The 17,172-nt window shown below is 69.8% G+C and carries 21 protein-coding genes and 1 tRNA gene; 8 read left to right on the top strand and 14 right to left on the bottom strand.

Annotated elements, in window-relative coordinates; translation table 11 throughout:
• Positions 1 to 32: 32 nt before the first annotated feature.
• Positions 33 to 815 (bottom strand): MerR family transcriptional regulator, encoded by a 783-nt coding sequence (locus ACA361_RS19850; RefSeq protein WP_375013724.1) that lies wholly within the window; start codon positions 813 to 815, stop codon positions 33 to 35.
• 168 nt (positions 816 to 983) lie between these two features.
• Here ACA361_RS19850 and ACA361_RS19845 point away from each other — a divergent pair, with 168 nt between their 5' ends.
• A complete protein-coding gene (locus ACA361_RS19845; protein ID WP_375013723.1) occupies positions 984 to 1,181 on the top strand; it encodes a hypothetical protein in 198 nt (65 codons plus the stop codon).
• A 12-nt stretch (positions 1,182 to 1,193) separates the two neighbouring features.
• On the opposite strand, the gene ACA361_RS19840 is transcribed toward ACA361_RS19845, so the two are convergent.
• Genes ACA361_RS19840 through ACA361_RS19830 form a run of 3 tightly spaced genes read right to left on the bottom strand, consistent with a single transcriptional unit; the run spans position 1,194 to position 2,650 of the window.
• Positions 1,194 to 1,325 (bottom strand): hypothetical protein, encoded by a 132-nt coding sequence (locus ACA361_RS19840; protein WP_375013721.1) that lies wholly within the window; start codon positions 1,323 to 1,325, stop codon positions 1,194 to 1,196.
• A 12-nt stretch (positions 1,326 to 1,337) separates the two neighbouring features.
• Complete coding sequence (locus tag ACA361_RS19835) at positions 1,338 to 1,622, bottom strand: hypothetical protein (RefSeq protein ID WP_375013719.1); 285 nt, start codon at positions 1,620 to 1,622, stop codon at positions 1,338 to 1,340.
• A 47-nt stretch (positions 1,623 to 1,669) separates the two neighbouring features.
• Positions 1,670 to 2,650, bottom strand: a complete 981-nt coding sequence (locus tag ACA361_RS19830; RefSeq protein ID WP_375013717.1) for a LysR substrate-binding domain-containing protein — start codon at positions 2,648 to 2,650, stop codon at positions 1,670 to 1,672.
• Between the two features lie 77 nt (positions 2,651 to 2,727).
• On the opposite strand from ACA361_RS19830, the gene ACA361_RS19825 reads away from it, so the two are divergent.
• The 3 genes from ACA361_RS19825 to ACA361_RS19815 all read left to right on the top strand — a co-directional run bounded on the left by ACA361_RS19825 (position 2,728) and on the right by ACA361_RS19815 (position 5,467).
• Entirely contained in the window at positions 2,728 to 3,729 is a 1,002-nt protein-coding gene (locus tag ACA361_RS19825) for a pyridoxal-phosphate dependent enzyme (protein ID WP_375013716.1), read from the top strand.
• A gap of 111 nt (positions 3,730 to 3,840) precedes the next feature.
• Positions 3,841 to 4,332 carry a GNAT family N-acetyltransferase gene (locus tag ACA361_RS19820; RefSeq protein ID WP_375013714.1) on the top strand — a complete coding sequence of 164 codons (492 nt, stop codon included), beginning with the start codon at positions 3,841 to 3,843 and terminating at the stop codon, positions 4,330 to 4,332.
• 409 nt (positions 4,333 to 4,741) lie between these two features.
• A complete protein-coding gene (locus ACA361_RS19815; protein WP_375013712.1) occupies positions 4,742 to 5,467 on the top strand; it encodes a DUF981 family protein in 726 nt (241 codons plus the stop codon).
• A gap of 6 nt (positions 5,468 to 5,473) precedes the next feature.
• Here ACA361_RS19815 and ACA361_RS19810 read toward each other — a convergent pair whose 3' ends face one another.
• The 5 genes from ACA361_RS19810 to ACA361_RS19790 all read right to left on the bottom strand — a co-directional run bounded on the left by ACA361_RS19810 (position 5,474) and on the right by ACA361_RS19790 (position 7,849).
• Positions 5,474 to 5,692, bottom strand: coding sequence for a hypothetical protein (locus tag ACA361_RS19810; RefSeq protein WP_375013710.1), 219 nt, complete (start codon positions 5,690 to 5,692; stop codon positions 5,474 to 5,476).
• A 113-nt stretch (positions 5,693 to 5,805) separates the two neighbouring features.
• Positions 5,806 to 6,243, bottom strand: a complete 438-nt coding sequence (locus ACA361_RS19805; protein WP_375013708.1) for a hypothetical protein — start codon at positions 6,241 to 6,243, stop codon at positions 5,806 to 5,808.
• Positions 6,244 to 6,521: 278 nt separating this feature from the next.
• The gene (locus ACA361_RS19800; RefSeq protein WP_375014227.1) at positions 6,522 to 6,746 is read right to left on the bottom strand and encodes a DUF397 domain-containing protein; all 225 of its coding nucleotides are present in this window, start codon (positions 6,744 to 6,746) and stop codon (positions 6,522 to 6,524) included.
• 19 nt (positions 6,747 to 6,765) lie between these two features.
• The gene (locus tag ACA361_RS19795) at positions 6,766 to 6,990 is read right to left on the bottom strand and encodes a DUF397 domain-containing protein (RefSeq protein ID WP_375013706.1); all 225 of its coding nucleotides are present in this window, start codon (positions 6,988 to 6,990) and stop codon (positions 6,766 to 6,768) included.
• A gap of 13 nt (positions 6,991 to 7,003) precedes the next feature.
• Positions 7,004 to 7,849 (bottom strand): helix-turn-helix domain-containing protein, encoded by an 846-nt coding sequence (locus ACA361_RS19790; protein WP_375013704.1) that lies wholly within the window; start codon positions 7,847 to 7,849, stop codon positions 7,004 to 7,006.
• A gap of 320 nt (positions 7,850 to 8,169) precedes the next feature.
• Between ACA361_RS19790 and ACA361_RS19785 the strand changes: the two genes are divergently transcribed.
• Positions 8,170 to 8,583 (top strand): ATP-binding protein, encoded by a 414-nt coding sequence (locus tag ACA361_RS19785; RefSeq protein ID WP_375013702.1) that lies wholly within the window; start codon positions 8,170 to 8,172, stop codon positions 8,581 to 8,583.
• Between the two features lie 668 nt (positions 8,584 to 9,251).
• Here ACA361_RS19785 and ACA361_RS19780 read toward each other — a convergent pair.
• The gene (locus ACA361_RS19780) at positions 9,252 to 10,433 is read right to left on the bottom strand and encodes an HNH endonuclease (protein ID WP_375013700.1); all 1,182 of its coding nucleotides are present in this window, start codon (positions 10,431 to 10,433) and stop codon (positions 9,252 to 9,254) included.
• A gap of 78 nt (positions 10,434 to 10,511) precedes the next feature.
• Between ACA361_RS19780 and ACA361_RS19775 the strand changes: the two genes are divergently transcribed.
• Complete coding sequence (locus ACA361_RS19775) at positions 10,512 to 10,958, top strand: hypothetical protein (RefSeq protein WP_375013699.1); 447 nt, start codon at positions 10,512 to 10,514, stop codon at positions 10,956 to 10,958.
• A 113-nt stretch (positions 10,959 to 11,071) separates the two neighbouring features.
• Here ACA361_RS19775 and ACA361_RS19770 read toward each other — a convergent pair.
• Together ACA361_RS19770 and ACA361_RS19765 are read right to left on the bottom strand one after the other, a co-directional pair.
• Positions 11,072 to 11,145, bottom strand: a tRNA-Pro gene (locus ACA361_RS19770).
• Positions 11,146 to 11,225: 80 nt separating this feature from the next.
• Positions 11,226 to 12,122, bottom strand: a complete 897-nt coding sequence (locus ACA361_RS19765; protein WP_375013697.1) for a metallophosphoesterase — start codon at positions 12,120 to 12,122, stop codon at positions 11,226 to 11,228.
• A gap of 108 nt (positions 12,123 to 12,230) precedes the next feature.
• Here ACA361_RS19765 and ACA361_RS19760 point away from each other — a divergent pair, with 108 nt between their 5' ends.
• Positions 12,231 to 12,689 carry a GatB/YqeY domain-containing protein gene (locus ACA361_RS19760; RefSeq protein ID WP_375013695.1) on the top strand — a complete coding sequence of 153 codons (459 nt, stop codon included), beginning with the start codon at positions 12,231 to 12,233 and terminating at the stop codon, positions 12,687 to 12,689.
• 36 nt (positions 12,690 to 12,725) lie between these two features.
• On the opposite strand, the gene ACA361_RS19755 is transcribed toward ACA361_RS19760, so the two are convergent.
• A complete protein-coding gene (locus tag ACA361_RS19755) occupies positions 12,726 to 15,029 on the bottom strand; it encodes a transglycosylase domain-containing protein (RefSeq protein ID WP_375013693.1) in 2,304 nt (767 codons plus the stop codon).
• A gap of 473 nt (positions 15,030 to 15,502) precedes the next feature.
• Here ACA361_RS19755 and ACA361_RS19750 point away from each other — a divergent pair, with 473 nt between their 5' ends.
• A complete protein-coding gene (locus ACA361_RS19750) occupies positions 15,503 to 15,814 on the top strand; it encodes a WhiB family transcriptional regulator (RefSeq protein WP_375013692.1) in 312 nt (103 codons plus the stop codon).
• Between the two features lie 183 nt (positions 15,815 to 15,997).
• Here ACA361_RS19750 and ACA361_RS19745 read toward each other — a convergent pair whose 3' ends face one another.
• Entirely contained in the window at positions 15,998 to 17,134 is a 1,137-nt protein-coding gene (locus ACA361_RS19745; protein ID WP_375013690.1) for an ArsA family ATPase, read from the bottom strand.
• Positions 17,135 to 17,172 lie beyond the last annotated feature (38 nt).

Genomic DNA, 17,172 nt, shown 5'->3' with positions numbered 1-17,172 from the left:
TTGCCCGCGCCGCGCGGCGCCGTGCCGCCGCGCTACGCGGCGGGGCCCGCCAGGCGGCCCAGCACGCGGTCGACCTCCGCCCGCACCTGCCGGTCCATCGACCGCGCGAACGCCGCCTCCACCGACAGCCGCGCGCCCGGCCGCAGCTGCCCGAGGACCTCGGTGAGCCGGTCCAGGTCCTCCTCGGCGAGCCGGGCCACCACATGCCGGGTGATCAGGCGGACGAACATCGAGGCGAGATCGTCCATGCTGCGCTGCAGCTCCTGGCTCACCGAGAGCACCTCGGCCAGCGGCACGCCCGCGCGCACCAGCGTCACGGTCGCGTCCAGCTGGCGGCGGCTCCAGTGCGTGACGCGGTCGCCGTCGATCCGGATGTGGCCCAGCCGTACGGCCCGCTCGATCACGGCCTCGTCGATCTCGCCCGGGAACAGCGCGGCCATCTCGTCCACCGACATCGTCACCGGCGTCTCGGTCGACCACGGCGTGGTCACCGCCTTCTCCACGCCGAGCACGGCCTCGATGTCGTGCCCCTGCTCCCACGCCGACAGCAGCTCGCGGATGCCCTCCAGCGTGTGGCCGCGCTCCAGCAGATCGCCGATCATGCGGAGCCGGGCCAGGTGGTCCTCGGAGAACAGGCCGATGCGCCCCGCGCGCCGCGGCGGGGGCAGCAGCTTGCGTTCCTGGTAGTAGCGCAGCGTACGGACCGGGATCCCGGCGGCCCGCGCCAGCTCGCCGATGCGGTACTCCCGTACGGAGGGCCCGTCACGCGAGACGTCGTCGCCGGTTCGGGGATCCTCCGCGGGGTTGTCGCTCACGGCCGCCAGCATAGTTCGCGGTGACCGTCCGGAAGGGGCGATCCCCGCCCGGCCGCCTTGCGTTCAGGCGCCTTCCGGCTACCGTACGGCGGGGGTGGGGCGGGCGTTCGGGAAGCCCGTGGGCTAGCCTCACCCGGTCCCCGTCGAGTCCGAAAGGTCGAACGTCCAATGGCCAAGACCCCCGCCGCCTTGTTCGCCGCCACCGTGCTGGTCGCGGGCCTGGGCGTGAGCGCCTGCGGCGAGAACCGCCACTGCGAGCACGACGCCACCGACCAGGTGGTCGCCGACAGCTTCTGCGAGAAGAACACTCCCGGGTACGAGTGGGAGTCCGACAGCGGCAAGTCCAAGAAGCGCAAGAAGCGCTGATCCGGCCGCCGGCTAGGTGACCCTCCGCGCGATCATCACCTTCCGTGGCCGGCGCCGCCGCTGTTCCTGATCGGCGGCCGCCAGGAGCTGCTTGAGCGTGCGCGGGACGATCGGCTCGGGCCGCTCGGCGAAACGGGAACGCATGGCGATGTCCCTTCAGGCCGCGGCGGCGTAGGCGGGGAAGGCGCGGCCGACGGTGCTGAGTGCCCACCGCATCCGCGCCGCGTACGACTCGGGGTGGTCCCCGGCCTCCTGCGCGACGTACGCGGCGCACGGGCCGCGGTCGCCGCCGCACGCGCACAGCCGCTCGTCGATCGCCGTCCGGACCTGCTCGGGGGACGGGTGGTCGGACGCCTGCAGCCGGGAGGCGAAGAGGATCTGGGCCAGCTCGGACGTGGTGAGGTTCGTCGAGCCGGTGGTGGTCGGCGGCACGGTCGACATCGGATGCCTTCTTCCGTCGGTGGGGCGTCGTCGCAACCCCTCACTGCCTAATACGACTGTGACCGCCCCGCGGATTCATCGCCATCGGGGAAAACCCCGAAAGAGTCAGGAGAAGGCCCCCGAGAGTCCCGTAGTCCTACCCCCACCGCCAGGGCTTCGCGGCCGGCCCGGATGGCCGGATGGGCGCCGCTCCCGCGCCGTGCGGCGGTGAAGACCCGGCGGGTGCGCAGGCCGTCCGGCAGCCTCCTGAGGTGCACGTTCGCCGCCCGGCCGTCCCAGACCAGGTCGGGCAGCAGCGCCGCCGCGTGACCCTGCTCGACGAGCCGCAGGTGCAGCAGCAGGTCGCTGGACTCGTACCGGACGTCCGGCTCGAACCCCGCTCCCCGGCACAGCGCCGTCGCCCACCGCCGCGACGCGGTCCCCGCCGGCTCCATGACCCACGGCAGTCCCTCCGCCGGGAGGGGCGCCGACGCGTCCGGCCGGGCGGGTGGCCCGGTTCCGGGCAGGGCCAGGCGGATCTCGTCGCGGCACAGGTCCTCCAGCTCGATCTCCGCGTGCCTGGCCTCCGGGCTTCCCGGGTACTCCTCGGCGATGACGAGGTCGAAGTCGCGGGCGGTGAGGGCGGGCAGGGCGGTCTCCGGCTCGCACTCGGTGACCTCGACCCTGAGCGCCGGATGGCGTTCCCGCAGCCGGTCCAGCGCCTCCGGTACGAGCGCCAGCGCGGCCGTCTGGAACGCCGCGATGCGCAGAACGCCCGTGATGTCCGTCAGGGACGCCGCCAGCTCGGCTTCGGCGCGTTCGAGGCGTTCCAGAACGGCCTCGGTGTGCGCGACGAGGATCTCGGCCTGCGGGGTGAGCCGTACCCGCCGCCCCACCGGCTCCAGGAGCCGTACTCCGGCCTCCTTCTCCAGCACGGCCAGCTGCTGGGAGATCGACGAGGGGCTGTAGGAGAGCGCGTCCGCGACGGCCGCCAGCGTGCCCCGGTGCTTCAGCTCGCGCAGCAGCCGCAACCTGTGAAGGTCGAGCATTCGTCGGCTCTCCTTACGAATACCGGTCGGAAACATTCGCTGGACCGATCGAAGCCGGCCACGGCACTGTAACCGCCATGGCTCCCGTACTCGACGACCTCTACCTGCGGCCCGCCGCCCGTACCTGGCGCTGCCCGCCCGCGCCTCCGGTCGCGGACTTCCACCGGGCCCTTCCCGGGTACGCCCCGACGCCCCTGGTCGAGCTGCCGGCCCTCGCCGCCGAACTGGGCGCCGACCGCGTCCTCGCCAAGGACGAGACGCGGCGGCTCGGCCTCCCCGCGTTCAAGATCCTCGGCGCGTCCTGGGGGATCCGCCGGGCCCTGGAGCACGGCGGAGCGGCGCGGCTGGTGACCGCCACGGACGGCAACCACGGGCGGGCGGTCGCCGCCGTGGCGCGGATGCTGGGGCTGGAGGCGCGGGTCTTCGTGCCGGCGGGCGTGCATCCGGCGGCCCGCGCGGCCATCCGGGACGAGGGCGCCGAGGTCGTGGACGTGCCGGGCCCGTACGACGAGGCGGTACGGAGGGCCGCGGCCGAGCCGGGGCTCCTCGTGCAGGACACGGCCTGGCCCGGGTACGAGGACGTGCCGCGCTGGATCGTCGAGGGCTACTCCACGCTGTTCGCCGAGATCGACGCCCAGCTCGGGGGCGCGCCCGATCTGCTGTCCATCCCCGTCGGCGTGGGCTCCCTGGCGCAGGCCGCGGTCACCCACTACCGGAGCGGCGGCGCGGCCTCCACGACGCTCCTGTCGGTCGAGCCGGACACCGCCGCCTGCGTGCTGGAGAGCCTGCGGCGCGGCCGGCCGGTGACCGTACCGGCCGGGCGGACCATCATGGCCGGGCTCAACTGCGCGACGCCGTCCAGCCTCGCCTGGCCCTACCTCCGGGACGGACTGGACGCCGCGGTCGCCGTCCCGGACGGCGCGGCGGCCCGGGCCGTACATGATCTGGCGGCGCTCGGCGTCCCGGCGGGGCCGTGCGGCGGAGCGTCGCTCGCCGGTGCCCGCGCGGCGGGCGACCTGGCCCGGGGAACGGTCGTGCTGCTGATCACCGAGGGCGCCGACGCGAACCCGGCGGTATGACCCCGGCTACAGAATCACCTAACGTCGGTCATTTGGCCCATAATCCACCATTCCACTCGACGGCTCGCGCAGGGATCATGAGGGCGACCAGCGTGAGAGGTGGACCCCCGTATGCCCGACCTCATCCAGCTCACCGACCGCTCGGACGTCACCGCGCAACTCCGCCGCGGCCTGATCGACTGCTGGACCGATGTGGCCCGCCACGACGGCGGCCCGTCCAGGAAGAACATCGCTCCCATCCTGGACACCCTGCTCACCCGCCTGCACCCCGAACGCCAACGCCTCTTCGCCGCCCTCTCCGGCACCGCCCTCGTCGGCTGGGCGACCCTCAACCGCGACGACAACCCCCTCATCGACCACTGGGGCAGGGTCTGCTACCTCCAGACCCGCCCCTCGTACCGCAAGCGCGGTGTCGCCACCGCCCTGATGCGCCGCCTCCAGCGCACCGCCCGCGAGCAGATGGGCCTCGAACGCCTCCAGCTCGCCACCTGCGGCGGCCACGGACTGGAGAACTTCTACGACCGCCTCGGCTGGCAGGAGACCGGCCGCTGGCCCCGCGACGGCCATGAGGAGGTCCTCATGGTCTTGGCCCCTCTGACCTGACCGGCGACCGTCCGAGACGGCGATGCACGGACCCTCCGTGCCGCCGTCCTCGGCGTGCCCCCTGCACTCGGGCAGCCAGGCGTCCCCTACGGTTGCCCTCTCCGGCTCCGGCAGAGCCTCAGATATGACATATGACCGAACCGCACCCCGGCGGCCGCCCCCTAACCGGCATGGAAAGCGGCTGGCGAGATCGCATGGCGAGCCTTCGCGGCCTACTGGCTCGTCATGATCGCCCTTACGCTCTACCAGGCGGCGAGGAACCTGTGCCGCCTCGACCGCCTGAGGACCGCGATCACCGCCCGCTCAGGCGACTGATCCGCCAACCGGCCGACACCCCGCCGTTGGCTATCGGCGCTGACCGGTGACACCCGGTCATCACTCCTTGAACAGAGATCATTACTCTGGGCACATGAATGATCTTGTACTGGTGATGGCGGAGGCCGATCTCAAGATCGACTGGACCAAGATGCCCACGTACAACACGATCATGGCGGTGGCCGCGGGCGCTGGACTGCTACTGGTCGTGGGGCTGGGGCGACGCCTGCTGAACTCGCGGGAACCGCTAGAGCCCACCGGCTGGGCCCTGGCGTTCGGGACACTGGGCGCCCTGCTGGCGGCGACCGGCCTCCACATGACCCTGACCTGGCCGCTGGCGGGGCAGGGCTTCCCGTTCGACAACATCATCTTCGGCGAGCCGGCGCTGGCGTTCGGCGCGATGCTGCTGGCCGCCGCGCTCTTCCTGTGGAAGCGCGGCGACGCACTGGCCGCCGCCCCGGACCGGGTCGCCCTGGTCGCACGGCTCGCCGGACCCCTGTCGATCTTCGTGTTCGGCATGGGCCTGGCCTGCTTCGGCATCGCCGCGGCGGGCTGGACCTACCAGCTCTTCGCGGCACCGCCGGAAGAACCGATCTCGGGCGAGTTCGCGGAGTACCCCTGGCTGGAGGCGTCGTTCATCTCGGGCCTGTACGTGCTGGTCGGCATCGGGGCCGTGCTCTTCCCCTTCGCCCTGCGCCGCCCCGCGAACTGGACGACGAAGGTCATCGGCATCGTGTGGGCGATCGCCGGGATCGTGTTCCTGCTGTTCGGCGCCCTGAACTACTTCACCCACATCGGCCTGATCATCAACACGTCCTGACGCGCTTCACACCTGGCGTTCCGGGGTGTCCTCGTCCGGTACCGCGGGATGGCGCGCGATGTGGCGCGAGCGCGGCCCGCGCCGCCCGTCCGCCCGCCGGGGCCCCGGCCCCCGCGTACGCCTGCGCCCCATCCAGGTGTCGAGTGCGGCGGCCCCGGCCACCACCACGGCGAGGAAGGCGAGCAATCCCACCGCCTGCAGCGCTTCCCGCACCGTCTCGCTCATCCAGACTCCCGGGTGTCGGCGAAAGACCTCCTACTGGTTCTCTCCCGATCACCACGCGCCTGTTCCTGTTCCGACCGCATCCGGCCGCCCGGGAACCTGACGGCGCCTGCACGTCAGAGCTCGTCATCCTCCGCGAGGGCGTCCCAAGGCAGATCGGCGATGGCCGCCGCCACGAAGTCGACGACCGGATCGTTCAGATCGTCCTGGAACCAGACCACGGCCAGCCAGGACTGATGAAGCACCGGATCGAGTTCCTCATCGATACGTGCCGAGCGGAACGATCCACGGCAATACACCGCCGGCAGCGTCTCGACCGGCCCGAACGACCCGCTCCGTGGCTCCGGGTGAGGGTGGGTACGCGGCGGCCTGATCACATGAACGGGCGGAGTCCCGTACGGAGACTCGCGGCGCTTGGCCAGCGAGTCCAGCAGACGATCGTTCAGCGCCGCATGCGGATACCCCTCAAGCATCCCGCCATAAGTGGAGAAGACCTCTAACCCCACCAACTCGAAATCACGCCCCGAACTAAGAGTGATCCGAGCAATCGCCATACCCGCGATCCTCACACGTCCCCTGCCCACGTTCACCCGAACGGCCATCACGCCCAAGAGCACCGAGCCGGGCGGTGACCACGAGTTCCCTGCTGGCCCGCTGTGTTGACTCGTGGCGTGTCCGCCTCTAGTGGCGCCTCCTGGAGCGAGACACGCCACGAGTCAACGTCGGGGGCGCGACCCGGGGAGGTAGGTGGTCACCGCATCAGCCCGTACAGCTACTGCGGCGGCATCAGAGGCCGTGCCGCCCGCGGCGGACGGGCCTGCGGAGTGCTGTCTCACGTCCGGTCGTACGCGCCGGCCTTGACCTGACTCCTGAAGTTCTGCCAGGCCATGGCGCTGAAAACGAGCTTGGGACCATCCGGGTCCTTGGAGTCGCGTACACCGAGGTGGTCGAGTAGGGCGGCAACTTCGACACAGTTCTCACCGCTGGTGCTGTAGGAGGAGCGACGCCACGTGAGGCGGATACCTCGCTCACCCGCAGGTTCCTCGTGTTGCGGCATATCAAAGAGTCGCAAGGAGCTAATCGCCGTGGTGTTCAAGGTCGTACTGACCTCGACGTATCTGCTGGGCAAGCAGGGTGAACGAGGAGCGCCTCATTGTCACGCGCAGGCCGGTGGAGTGCTTGGAATCGCGGATCGCGATGAAACCGCTCATGTCGGCGATCTCGACGCACTCGTTGCCCTGGGCAGTGCTCTTGGAACTTTTCCGCCAGGCCGTGACGGACAGATCTGCAGAGGGGTGCATGCGGCCAGGATATCTACAGCTCTGCGGCTATTGCGGTGATGAGGGCAGTGCTCTGCTCCTCATCGAGGGCAGCGTCCCATATGTCGTCGAACTCTGCGTTGCAGCGGGCCACGTGGTCTGCGCCTTCGATGTAGACGTTTCCGTAAATGCCTTCGGAGTAAGCGATGTCGAGGTCCAGCGGGTCAAGGTATCTGAGGATGACGAAGGAGCCTTCGACCCCGGCGCGGGCACCGACTGTGTACGGCAGCGCACGAATCTCGACGTTGGGACGCTGGGCGGCGCGGCCGAGCTCGGTGAGTTGGCCCTGCATTACCTGCGGGCCACCGATGAGCTGTCGCAGCGCCGATTCGGCGAGGACGGCTTTGAGACGCGGGGGGTCCGGGCGGCTGAGCAGTGTCTTGCGCGCCATACGGGCGTGAAGGCGCTTGTTCACCTCATCGGGGTCACCGGGGGTGCCTGCGGAGATGACGGCGCGTGCGTAGTCCTCGGTTTGTAGGAGGCCGGGAATGAGTTGCACGTGGTAGGTGCGGATCTCTGCCGCTTCATCTTCCAAGCTGACATACCCACCGGTGAAGACGCCGGAGTAGGCGGTCCACCAGCCGCGTCGTCCTGCTTCGCGGGCCAGCTGAAGGAGAGCGGCTTGCACGGAATCCTCAGTGCCGTAGAGGTCGAGGATGCGTCCCACGTCCGCTGCCGTGGCCCTGGTCTTGCCGGACTCGATCCGCCCGAGCTTGAACCGATTCCAACCCAGGGCCGCTGCGGCTTGGTCGAGTGTCATCCCGGCGCTCTCACGGTGCGCTCGAAGTTCGCGGGCCAGCCTGCGCCCTCTGGCGGTGAGGCTGTGCTGTAGCGATGCCATGGCCTCATTGTGCCGGAATGCATAGCTCTGTGCATGCATACGAGCACACATAGGAAAGAGATCATGCACAGTGCATTGACGCAGTGCTCGGAGCTGGTCAGACTGCTGTGCGTAACCAGCGAAAGAAGGGTCCGTGCAGACATGTGCGCGGATAAGACCGCCGCGCGGCCCTGGCTACGGATTGGAGCCCCTGGCCGGGCCGCGCGGCATCCATCCCCCTGACGGGAGACGACATGAGGATAGCTCCGAGGGCGCCGTCGCATGACGCCGACAGGTCGCCGTACGCAGTGGGTCCGGCCCGTTCGGACAGACCTACAGCAGTGGACACCGCCACTCCCACGAAGAAGACCACCGACGAGTACGTGTGGCGTGTGGACGTGCCCGGCATGGACGAGGCGATTCCTCTGATGCGCCGTTGGGTTCGGCTGCTGCTTGCCGATGAGCCGGCATTGGCCGAGGCGTTCGAGCTGATCGTCAGTGAGTATGGGACGAACGCGCTGTGGCACACGGCCAGCAGCAGGCCCGGTGGCCGCATCAGGGCTGAGCTACGCATCGGCACTCATCAGACGCGACTCGTGGTCCGGGACGACGGGCCCTCTCCCGTGCGCAGTGATCGGAGTACCGATCCGGCGGAGCACGGACGCGGACTGCTCCTGGCGGGCGCGTATGCCGACGAGACCGGCCAGTACGACTGCGCCGACGGCCACGCTACCTGGGCACTGATCAACCGCTGAGACCAGGAAGCGCACCGCACCCCGTGGTGTGCGCCCCGTACCCGGCCGTTCTGGCCGGCTCGTCGTGCGGCCGGTGATCGCCCCCCGGTTTCACCGGCCCCACGACCCTTCGACAGGCCGTCCTGGCCGTCAATCACCTGACGAGCGCGTGCGCCGCGCTTGCTTGGAGTGCCGTTGTGACTCTTCGAGAGCCCATCGCCCGACCCCACAGAGTTCCGTTCGAGCCGGCCACCGAGTGGCCGAGCGGCCTGGCCAGGGAGAGCGATCTTGATCTCGCCGTGGCATGGCTGCGGCGACGCTACCCGGGTCTGTGCCTCTGGTGGGGCGAGTACACCGGCTCCATCTGGGCCCTGCTGCCCGGTCGGCTGGTGGAGGCGAAGAACGCCCATGACCTGTCCCGTCGTATCGACGCGATCCTCGGAGGCTCCATTTCCCGAAACGGCGGAGACCCCCGCACCCGGCAAAGGAAGCCACCCACTCGAACGCCCCACGGCATCTGGGACGGCCGAGGCAAGCGGCCACCTCCTGCGGTCGGCCACTTCCGACCCACTGACACGGCTGCACGCCGCCGAAGTGACGGCCTTCTCAGCCGTCTGTACCGGGGGTGCCGCCGCATTGTGCTGAGGTACGGACGGCCGGTGCCTTGAACACTCTGGTGTGGAGTGCTGTCAGTCCTGACTCGTGTTCAGGTCGTACCAGGTGGTGTGGCGGGAGCGGGCCTCGGTGAGGAGGAGTTCGCGTAGCCGTTCACGAGTCTGGCCGCGGGTCTTGATGGCGTGGCAGTTGGGGCACAGCGCGATCATCTGGCTGGGATGGTCGCGTCCCCATTTCGCGCGGTCTTCGACGTGGTCGACTTCCAGGATCGGTTCGCCGCGGTCGGTGACGTCGGCGGGCTGACCGGCGCACAACGGATTCTCGCAACGGCCGCGGCTGCGCAGGAGCACGGCCTTGACCGCGGTCGCGGAACGTACGGGCCGTTCATCACTCGTACGACTGGTGCGGTCATGGTCGCCGCGCGCTTCGGCGGCCTCGACGTTTCGGCAAAGGCGCTGATAGGCCGCGAAATCGTCGTGCTCGTGCCGACTGGGAGGGTCTGCCGTCTCGGTCAGTAGCCCGACGTCGCGGAGCAGTGCCTGGGGAACCGCGCCGTCGAAGAACCGTTGGCCAAGCTCAGCGATGGCTTCGCCGCGTGCCTCCTCAGAGGAGGCCGCCAGCTCGTACGCCCATGGCGACAGGCCGCTGTGCGGGTTGTGCTCGTCCATCCATCCCAGGGGCTCGCCGTGTGCGGCCGGGATTGCCCCGGTGTGACCGCGCAGCTCCCACAGATCCGTGTGCGCCAGAGCGAGAATCGGAAACTCCGGCCGGGGCCTTGAACGGGGTTGGCCGTACTCGCGCAGGAGTCCGCGCAGTTCAGTGTGCGCCTCACTCCAGGCGACCAAGCGCGGATCGTGGCGGGCGGCGCGTCCCAGGGCCCACAGCAGGGTGATGGGCTGGTGCCTCGCGGGCCCGTCAGCGGTACTGGCGACACGCAGCCCCTTCAATTGGGCCATGAGCCGTTGAAGGGGCGGAAGAGGCTCGTCGGTGATCACTTCGAATCCCAGCCGGGTGAGGAGGCGTCCGACGGTCTGGCGTCCACCGGAGAACTCCCCGGCCTTCAGCGGTCGGCCGGCGACGGACCGATAGGCCACGCCCACGATGGCCTTGGAGTCGTAATATGCGCCGTTGTAGTGCAGCAAGTACTGGCGCGCGGGGTCGAAGCCGTACTCCTCACGGAAGCGGTTCCGTCCCAAGCGGTCGCACTCGGCGATCGCGTCCAGCACGGCCTCCCGCGTGATGGGCGACAGATCCATAAGCGGATGCTATGTCCGAGTAGCGGCAGTTCGCCGGATCTTGGACCGTTATCGCCGAGCGCTGTGAAGGAGGTCCTCATGGGCGGAACCGAGTGGGACCGCGTAGTGCCCTACAACGTGGACGTCTCCGCGGCGCTGACCATGGCCCGGGTCCTGACTTTCCGGGAAGGCGACTACTACTGGGTGCATGACGGTCGTTGGGGTTTCCCGGAGCGTCCGCGACCTGGCTCGATTCATGAACTCTGGGCGGATCCGGTGGTTCGGGAGACGGGCACCCATTCGGTGCTGGACATCTGGGATGTCTGCGGCCCTGATGAGGAGTCCCGTATCGCGTCGGCCGCTCCCCTGACACGCGAGACCGCCCATCGCCTGTTCGGCACTGACCGCCCGACCCGCGACGACTACCAACGGGCGAAGGGTTCGCTCTGGGGTGTCGTGGAGGATCGCGGCCATGGCTACTACGTCGTCCTCTACCGTGATGGTGTCCCGGACGAGATCTCGTTCTTCGAGGTCATGGGAGATTAGACGACCGGCGTTCGGTGCGGGTCTAGGTTGGTTGACTGGCGTTGTTGCTCTTGAGCGCCGTATAGATGCAGCGAAGGGCCACTTCCATGATCGGAAGTGGCCCTTGACCTGTGTCGGGGTGGCGGGATTTGAACCCACGACCTCTTCGTCCCGAACGAAGCGCGCTGCCAAGCTGCGCTACACCCCGGTTGGTGGCTGCCCGGAAGCTGTACACGCTCCCGGCGCCTCGTCCACTCTAGCGGATGCCGGAGGGTGGTGCGTCCCTATTTAGCGGGGGACCAGGGTGAGGAGGGACGCTTCGGGCGGGCAGCAGAAGCGCATGGGTGCGGTGGGGGACGTGCCGAGGCCGGCGGAGACGTGGAGCCAGGAGCCGCGGTGGCGGTGCAGGCCCTTCACGCGGGGACGGTCGATGCCGCAGTTGGTGGCGAGGGCGCCGTAGAAGGGGACGCAGACCTGGCCGCCGTGGGTGTGGCCGGCGAGGAGGAGGTCGTAGCCGTCGGCGGTGAAGCGGTCGAGGTTGCGGGGTTCCGGGGAGTGCATGACGCCCAGGTGGACGTCCGCCTGCGGGTCGACCGGGCCGGCGATCTTGTCGTAGCGGTCGCGGTTGATGTGGGAGTCGTCGATGCCGCCGAACTCGATGTCGAGTTCGCCCACTTTGAGGCGGCCGATGCGGTTGTTGAGGTCGAGCCAGCCGGCGGCCTGGAGGGAGGAGCCGAGCTCGCGGTACGGGAGGTCGGGCTCGCGGCGGCGCTTCTTGTAGTCGGCCTTGCTGGTGCGCCAGACGTAGCGCAGGGGGTTCTTGAAGATCGGCGAGTAGAGGTCGTTGGAGCCGTACACGAAGGCGCCCGGGCGGTCGAGGAGGGGCCCGAGGGCGTCCAGGAACGGGCCGATCGAGTCGCGGTGGGAGAGCGTGTCGCCGGTGTTGATGACGAGGTCGGGTTCCAGGGCGTCCAGGGAGCGGACCCAGGAGATCAGGCGGCTCCGGCCCGGGGTGAGGTGGGCGTCGGAGATGTGCAGGATCTTGACGGAGGGGCGGCCCGGAGGCAGTACGGGTACGTCGAACCGGCGGAGCCGGAACCAGTTCCGCTCGATGACGGACGCGTATCCGAACGTGGCCGCGCCCGCACCCGCCAGTCCCAGGGGTACGGCGTAGAGCTTTCGCACGGTTCTCCCTCCAAGGGCTCAAACCCGACGCCTCATATGCTCCCAGAATCGGGCACCCGCGCGTAATCCTGGTGAGCCCGGGTGGGGGCGGCGGGCATGATTGTCCCCATGAGTGCCCTGAAGGAGAAGCTGGAGAGCGACCTCTCGGCCGCGATGAAGGCCCGCGACGAGGTGCGTACGCGCACTTTGCGGATGGCCCTCACCGCGGTGAAGAACGAGGAGGTGGCCGGCAAGAAGTCCCGCGAGCTGTCGGACGACGACGTCGTCAAGGTGCTCGCCCGGGAGGCCAAGAAGCGCCGGGAGGCGGCGACCGCGTTCGAGGACGCGGGACGCGGCGAGCAGGCGCGGGCGGAGCGGGACGAGGGCGCCGTGCTGGAGGACTACCTGCCCGCGCAGCTCGGCGACGCGGAGCTGGCGGCGCTGGTCGCGGACGCGATCGCCGCGACCGGGGCGGACGGGCCGCGGGCCATGGGGCAGGTCATGAAGGTCGTGAACCCGAAGGTCGCCGGGCGCGCCGAGGGCGGCCGGGTGGCCGCGGAGGTCAAGCGGCAACTCGCCGGAAAGTGAGGAACGCCCCCCGGTTTCCCGGGGGGCGTTCTCCGTTCAGTCCTGCCAGGGCCAGCGGAAGCCGTCGTCGCCCGGCCGGGGGCCGGGCCTGTCCCCGCCGCGGCGGCCGTTGCTGATGTAGAGGATCACCGTGGTGCCGGGGCTGACCTCGCCCTGGGCCTGCGGCGACGTCGAGGCGACCGAGCCCTTCGGCGCGTCGGACTCGATCGGCCGCGGCGACACCCTCACCTGGAGGTCGGCGGCCTTGAGGCGGGCCGTGGCGGCGCCGACGGACATGCCCTTCAGGTCGGGGACGCGGATCGTGTCGCCGAAGTTGTTGGTCGGCCGGGCGAACCCGGGAGCGGGCTTGCCGGCGAGCGCGTTGCGCATGCTGTTCTGCCAGATCGCGCCGGGCGTGTCGGCGCCGTACACGCCGTACACCTTGTACTTCCAGGGGCCGCGGAAGTCCCAGTACGCGGTGGCGGCCGCCATGTTCGGCGTGTGCCCGGCGAAGACGGCGCAGGTGTGCGCCTCACAGGTGCCGGTCTTGGCGGCGGCGGGACGGCCGATGCCGCGGCCCTTGGCGGTGCCCTGCGAGAGCGTGCCCTGCATGATGCTGTTGACCTTGTCGGCGACGTCCTCGTCGACGGCCTGGTGGCAGTCCTGCTTGGGCAGCTTGACCGGCTTGCCGGCCGGGTCGACGATCTCGGTGATCGACTTGGGCTGGCAGTACTTGCCGCGCGCGGCGATGCCGGCGTACGCGGCGGCCAGGCTCACCATGTCGACGTCGTTGACGCCGAGGACCTGGGCTGGCACGGGCGCCAGGGGGTTGCCGTCGCCGCGCTTCATGCCGAACTTCTCGGCCATCTTGACCGAGTCGCAGACGCCGACCCGCTTCTCCAGCTGCGCGTAGAACGTGTTGACCGAGTGCCAGGTGCCGGTCTTGAGGTTGAAGTTGCCCTGCTCGCTGTCGCCCGCGTTGGAGACCGTCCAGCCTCCGCCGCCGCCGAGCATCTCGCCGTCGTACTTCTTGCCGCCGAACATGCCGGTGTACTTGCACGGCTGGAAGCCGCCGATGGTCATCGTCTCCGGCGAGTTGAAGCTGGTGTTGACGGGGATGCCCTCGTCGAGCGCGGCGAGCAGGGTGAAGATCTTGAACGTCGAGCCGGCCGACACGCCCGTGCCGCCGCCGTGCGCGACGTTGGCGGGCAGGTTGATGGTGGTGCGTCCCTTGCCCGCGCCGAACCGCTTGCTCAGCCCGATCGCGCGCACGTTGCCGGTGCCCGGCTCGACCATGGCCTCGGCGCCGACCCGGTTGCCCGCCGGCGGCACGGCCGAGCGCAGCGCCTTGTCGACGGCGTTCTGCGCCTTCATGTCGAGCGTGGTGCGGATGGTGTAGCCGCCGCGGTTGAGCTTGTTGACGATGTCCTGCCGCTGCTTCGGCTTCAGCTGCCAGTACTTGCCGCCGGACAGGGCCTGCAGCGCGTCGTACTTGGCGTACTCGCAGAAGTACGGCGCCTTGCTCGTCTCGCAGCCGCCGACCGGCTTGGTCTCGTTCAGCTCGATCGGCTTGGCGGCGGCGGCGTCGGCCTGCGCCTTGGTGGCGTGGCCGAGCTGCACCATCCGGTAGAGGACGACGTCGCGGCGCTTGCGGGCGGCGTCGGGGTGCAGGGTGGGGTCGTACGCGGTGGGGTTCTGCGTGATGCCGGCGAGCAGCGCGGCCTGGCCGAGCGTGAGTGCGCTGGCGGGCTTGCTGAAGTAGCGCTTGGACGCGGCCTGCACGCCGTACGCGCCGCCGCCGAAGTAGGCGATGTTGAGGTAGCCCTCAAGGATCTGGTCCTTGGTCATCCGCTGCTCGAGGTCGAGCGCGTAGCGCAGCTCGCGGAGCTTGCGGCCGACCGTGGGGGCGGTGGCGTCGGCGTACTCCTCGTCGGTCTTGGCGTTGTCGACCAGGAGGTTCTTGACGTACTGCTGCGTCAGGGTGGAGCCGCCCTGCGTCTGCTCCGAGTTGGCGTTGGACGCCAGCGCGCGGATCGTCCCCTTGAGGTCGAGCGCGCCGTGCTGGTAGAAGCGCGAGTCCTCGATGTCGACGATCGCCTGCTTCATGATCTGGTTGACCTGGTCGAGGCGGACCGACTCGCGGTACTTGTCGAAGAACCGGGCGATCTCCTTGCCGTTGACGTCGTACATCACCGTCTTCTCGGACGGCGGCGACGTCTTCAGCTGGCCTTCCATGGCCTCGAAGTTGTTCGCGGCGTCGCGCGCGGTCAGGCCCGCGCTCCCGACGCCGGGCAGCGCGATGAACGCGACCAGCACACCGGCGGCGACCCCCGCTCCGAGCAGCCGGAAGAGGGTGGCCATGGCCTGCCGCCGATTCTCTTTAACACCGTGCACGCGCTCTAGGGTACGCGTGGATGACCAGTGCATACGGGACAGGTCGCTCATTCGGGGTGGACCACTCCCGGGTGCGATACCAGCTGAGCTGGGATTTCTCCGGTACGACCCGGTGCCGCGCGGCCGATCAACCCGTTTGCCGTACGGAGTGGCCGGCGGTGCGGGACGATGGGAGCGCGGTCGGCCGGGGAGGCGTTCACCGAACGATCCTCGGTTTCGTGACAACCACGGTGGCGGCTCGAACGTCAACTAGAGGTAACTAGTCCGTTCCGGCGGTATGGCCCTGGAGGGCTATATCGAGAATGGGCCCATCGGGGTCTGTTGAATCCCCCCTCGCTTCCGTAAGTTCTTCCCCACGGCTTTCGTTTGGCGGCCTGACGTCCGCGCCCGTCTGGCCAAGGAGCGCAAATCGACACAGACCCTAGGGGAGTGGGGCCAAGATGTGGATCACGGATTGGACCGCCCGCGCCGCCTGCCGTAACGCGGATCCAGACGCCCTGTTCGTACAGGGAGCGGCGCAGAACCGAGCCAAGCTCATCTGCCGCGGCTGCCCGGTACGTACGGAGTGCCTGGCCGACGCCCTCGACAACAGGATCGAGTTCGGCGTCTGGGGCGGCATGACCGAGCGCGAGCGCCGGGCCCTGCTGAGGCGGCGTCCGGACGTGCGCTCGTGGCGCGAACTGCTGGAGACCGCCAAGGAGGAGTACGAGCGTACGGTCGAGCCCGACGAGAGCGAACTCGTCGCCAGCTGACCGGCGACCCGCCTCCCTCGATCACCGGCGAGGCAAGGTCTTCGTGACGACCGTAGGCCCGCACCCGCGAAGGGTGCCGGGCCTACGGTCGTTCCTGAGCTCTGTCGGACGTGCGGCCGCTCGCAGGAGCGGCGAGCAGCGGGCAGCGGACGGCTGGCAGCGGACGGCGCGGCGCGCGGCCGGTCAGCTCGCCGCCAGGTCGACGCCCACCCGGCGGAGGCCGTCCAGGTCGTGGACGTCCTCGGCCTGCGCCGGCACCGCCGTGATGGGCACCGCGGGGTGGGCCGAGGCGAAGTGCTCGCGCAGGCGCTCCTCGCGCGCCGCCAGCTGCATGCGCGCGGTGTGCATGCGCAGCAGCGCGGCGGTCAGCGTGTGCTCGCCGCGCTCCTCCAGCGTCTCGGCGGCGGCCTGGCTGCGGGCGGCGGTCAGGACGTCGCCGTCCGACTCGTGGACGCGGTTGACGACCAGCCCGGCGAGCGGCATGCGCTCCTCGGCGAGCCGCTCGATGAAGTAGGACGCTTCGCGGAGGGCGTCCGGCTCGGGCGCGGCGATCACCAGGAACGCGGTGCCCGGGGTCTGCAGCAGCCGGAACGTCTTCTCGGCGCGCTCGCGGAACCCGCCGAACACCGTGTCGAACGCCGCCACGAACGTCTGCACGTCGCGCAGCAGCTGGACGCCCAGCACCTTGTTGATGACGCCGGTGAACATGCCGAAGCCGGCGCTGATGACCTTCACGCCGAAGCGGCCGCCGGTCTTGGCGGGCGCGGCGAGCAGTTTCATGAACCGGCCGTCCAGGAAGCGGCCCATGCGCTCGGGGGCGTCGAGGAAGTCCAGCGCGTTCCGGGACGGCGGGGTGTCGACGATGATCAGGTCCCAGGCGCCGGAGCGGTGCAGCTGCCCGAGCTTCTCCATCGCCATGTACTCCTGCGTGCCGGACAGGCTGGAGGACAGCGACTGGTAGAAGGGGTTGGCGAGGATCTGCTTGGCCCGGTCCGGGTCGGCGTGCGCCTCGACGATCTCGTCGAAGGTGCGCTTCATGTCGAGCATCATGGCGTGCAGCTCGCCGTCGCCGTCGATCTCGATGCGGCGCGGGTTGTTGTCGAGTTCGGACAGGCCCATCGACTGCGCCAGCCGGCGGGCCGGGTCGACGGTCAGCACGACGACGTCGCGGCCGCGCTCGGCGGCGCGGACGCCGAGGGCCGCGGCGGTGGTGGTCTTGCCGACGCCGCCGGAGCCGCAGCACACGATGATCTTCGTACGGGGGTCGTCGATCAGCGCGTCCACGTCCAGGGCGGGCGGGGTCTTGCCGGTCGGGCTCATCTCGCCTCTTCCGTTCGCCGCGGGTCGTCCGCGGTCCA

Source organism: Actinomadura sp. 21ATH (assembly GCF_041951345.1).
Taxonomy (GTDB): Bacteria; Actinomycetota; Actinomycetes; order Streptosporangiales; family Streptosporangiaceae; genus Spirillospora.
This window is presented reverse-complemented; position numbering and strand designations above follow the sequence as displayed.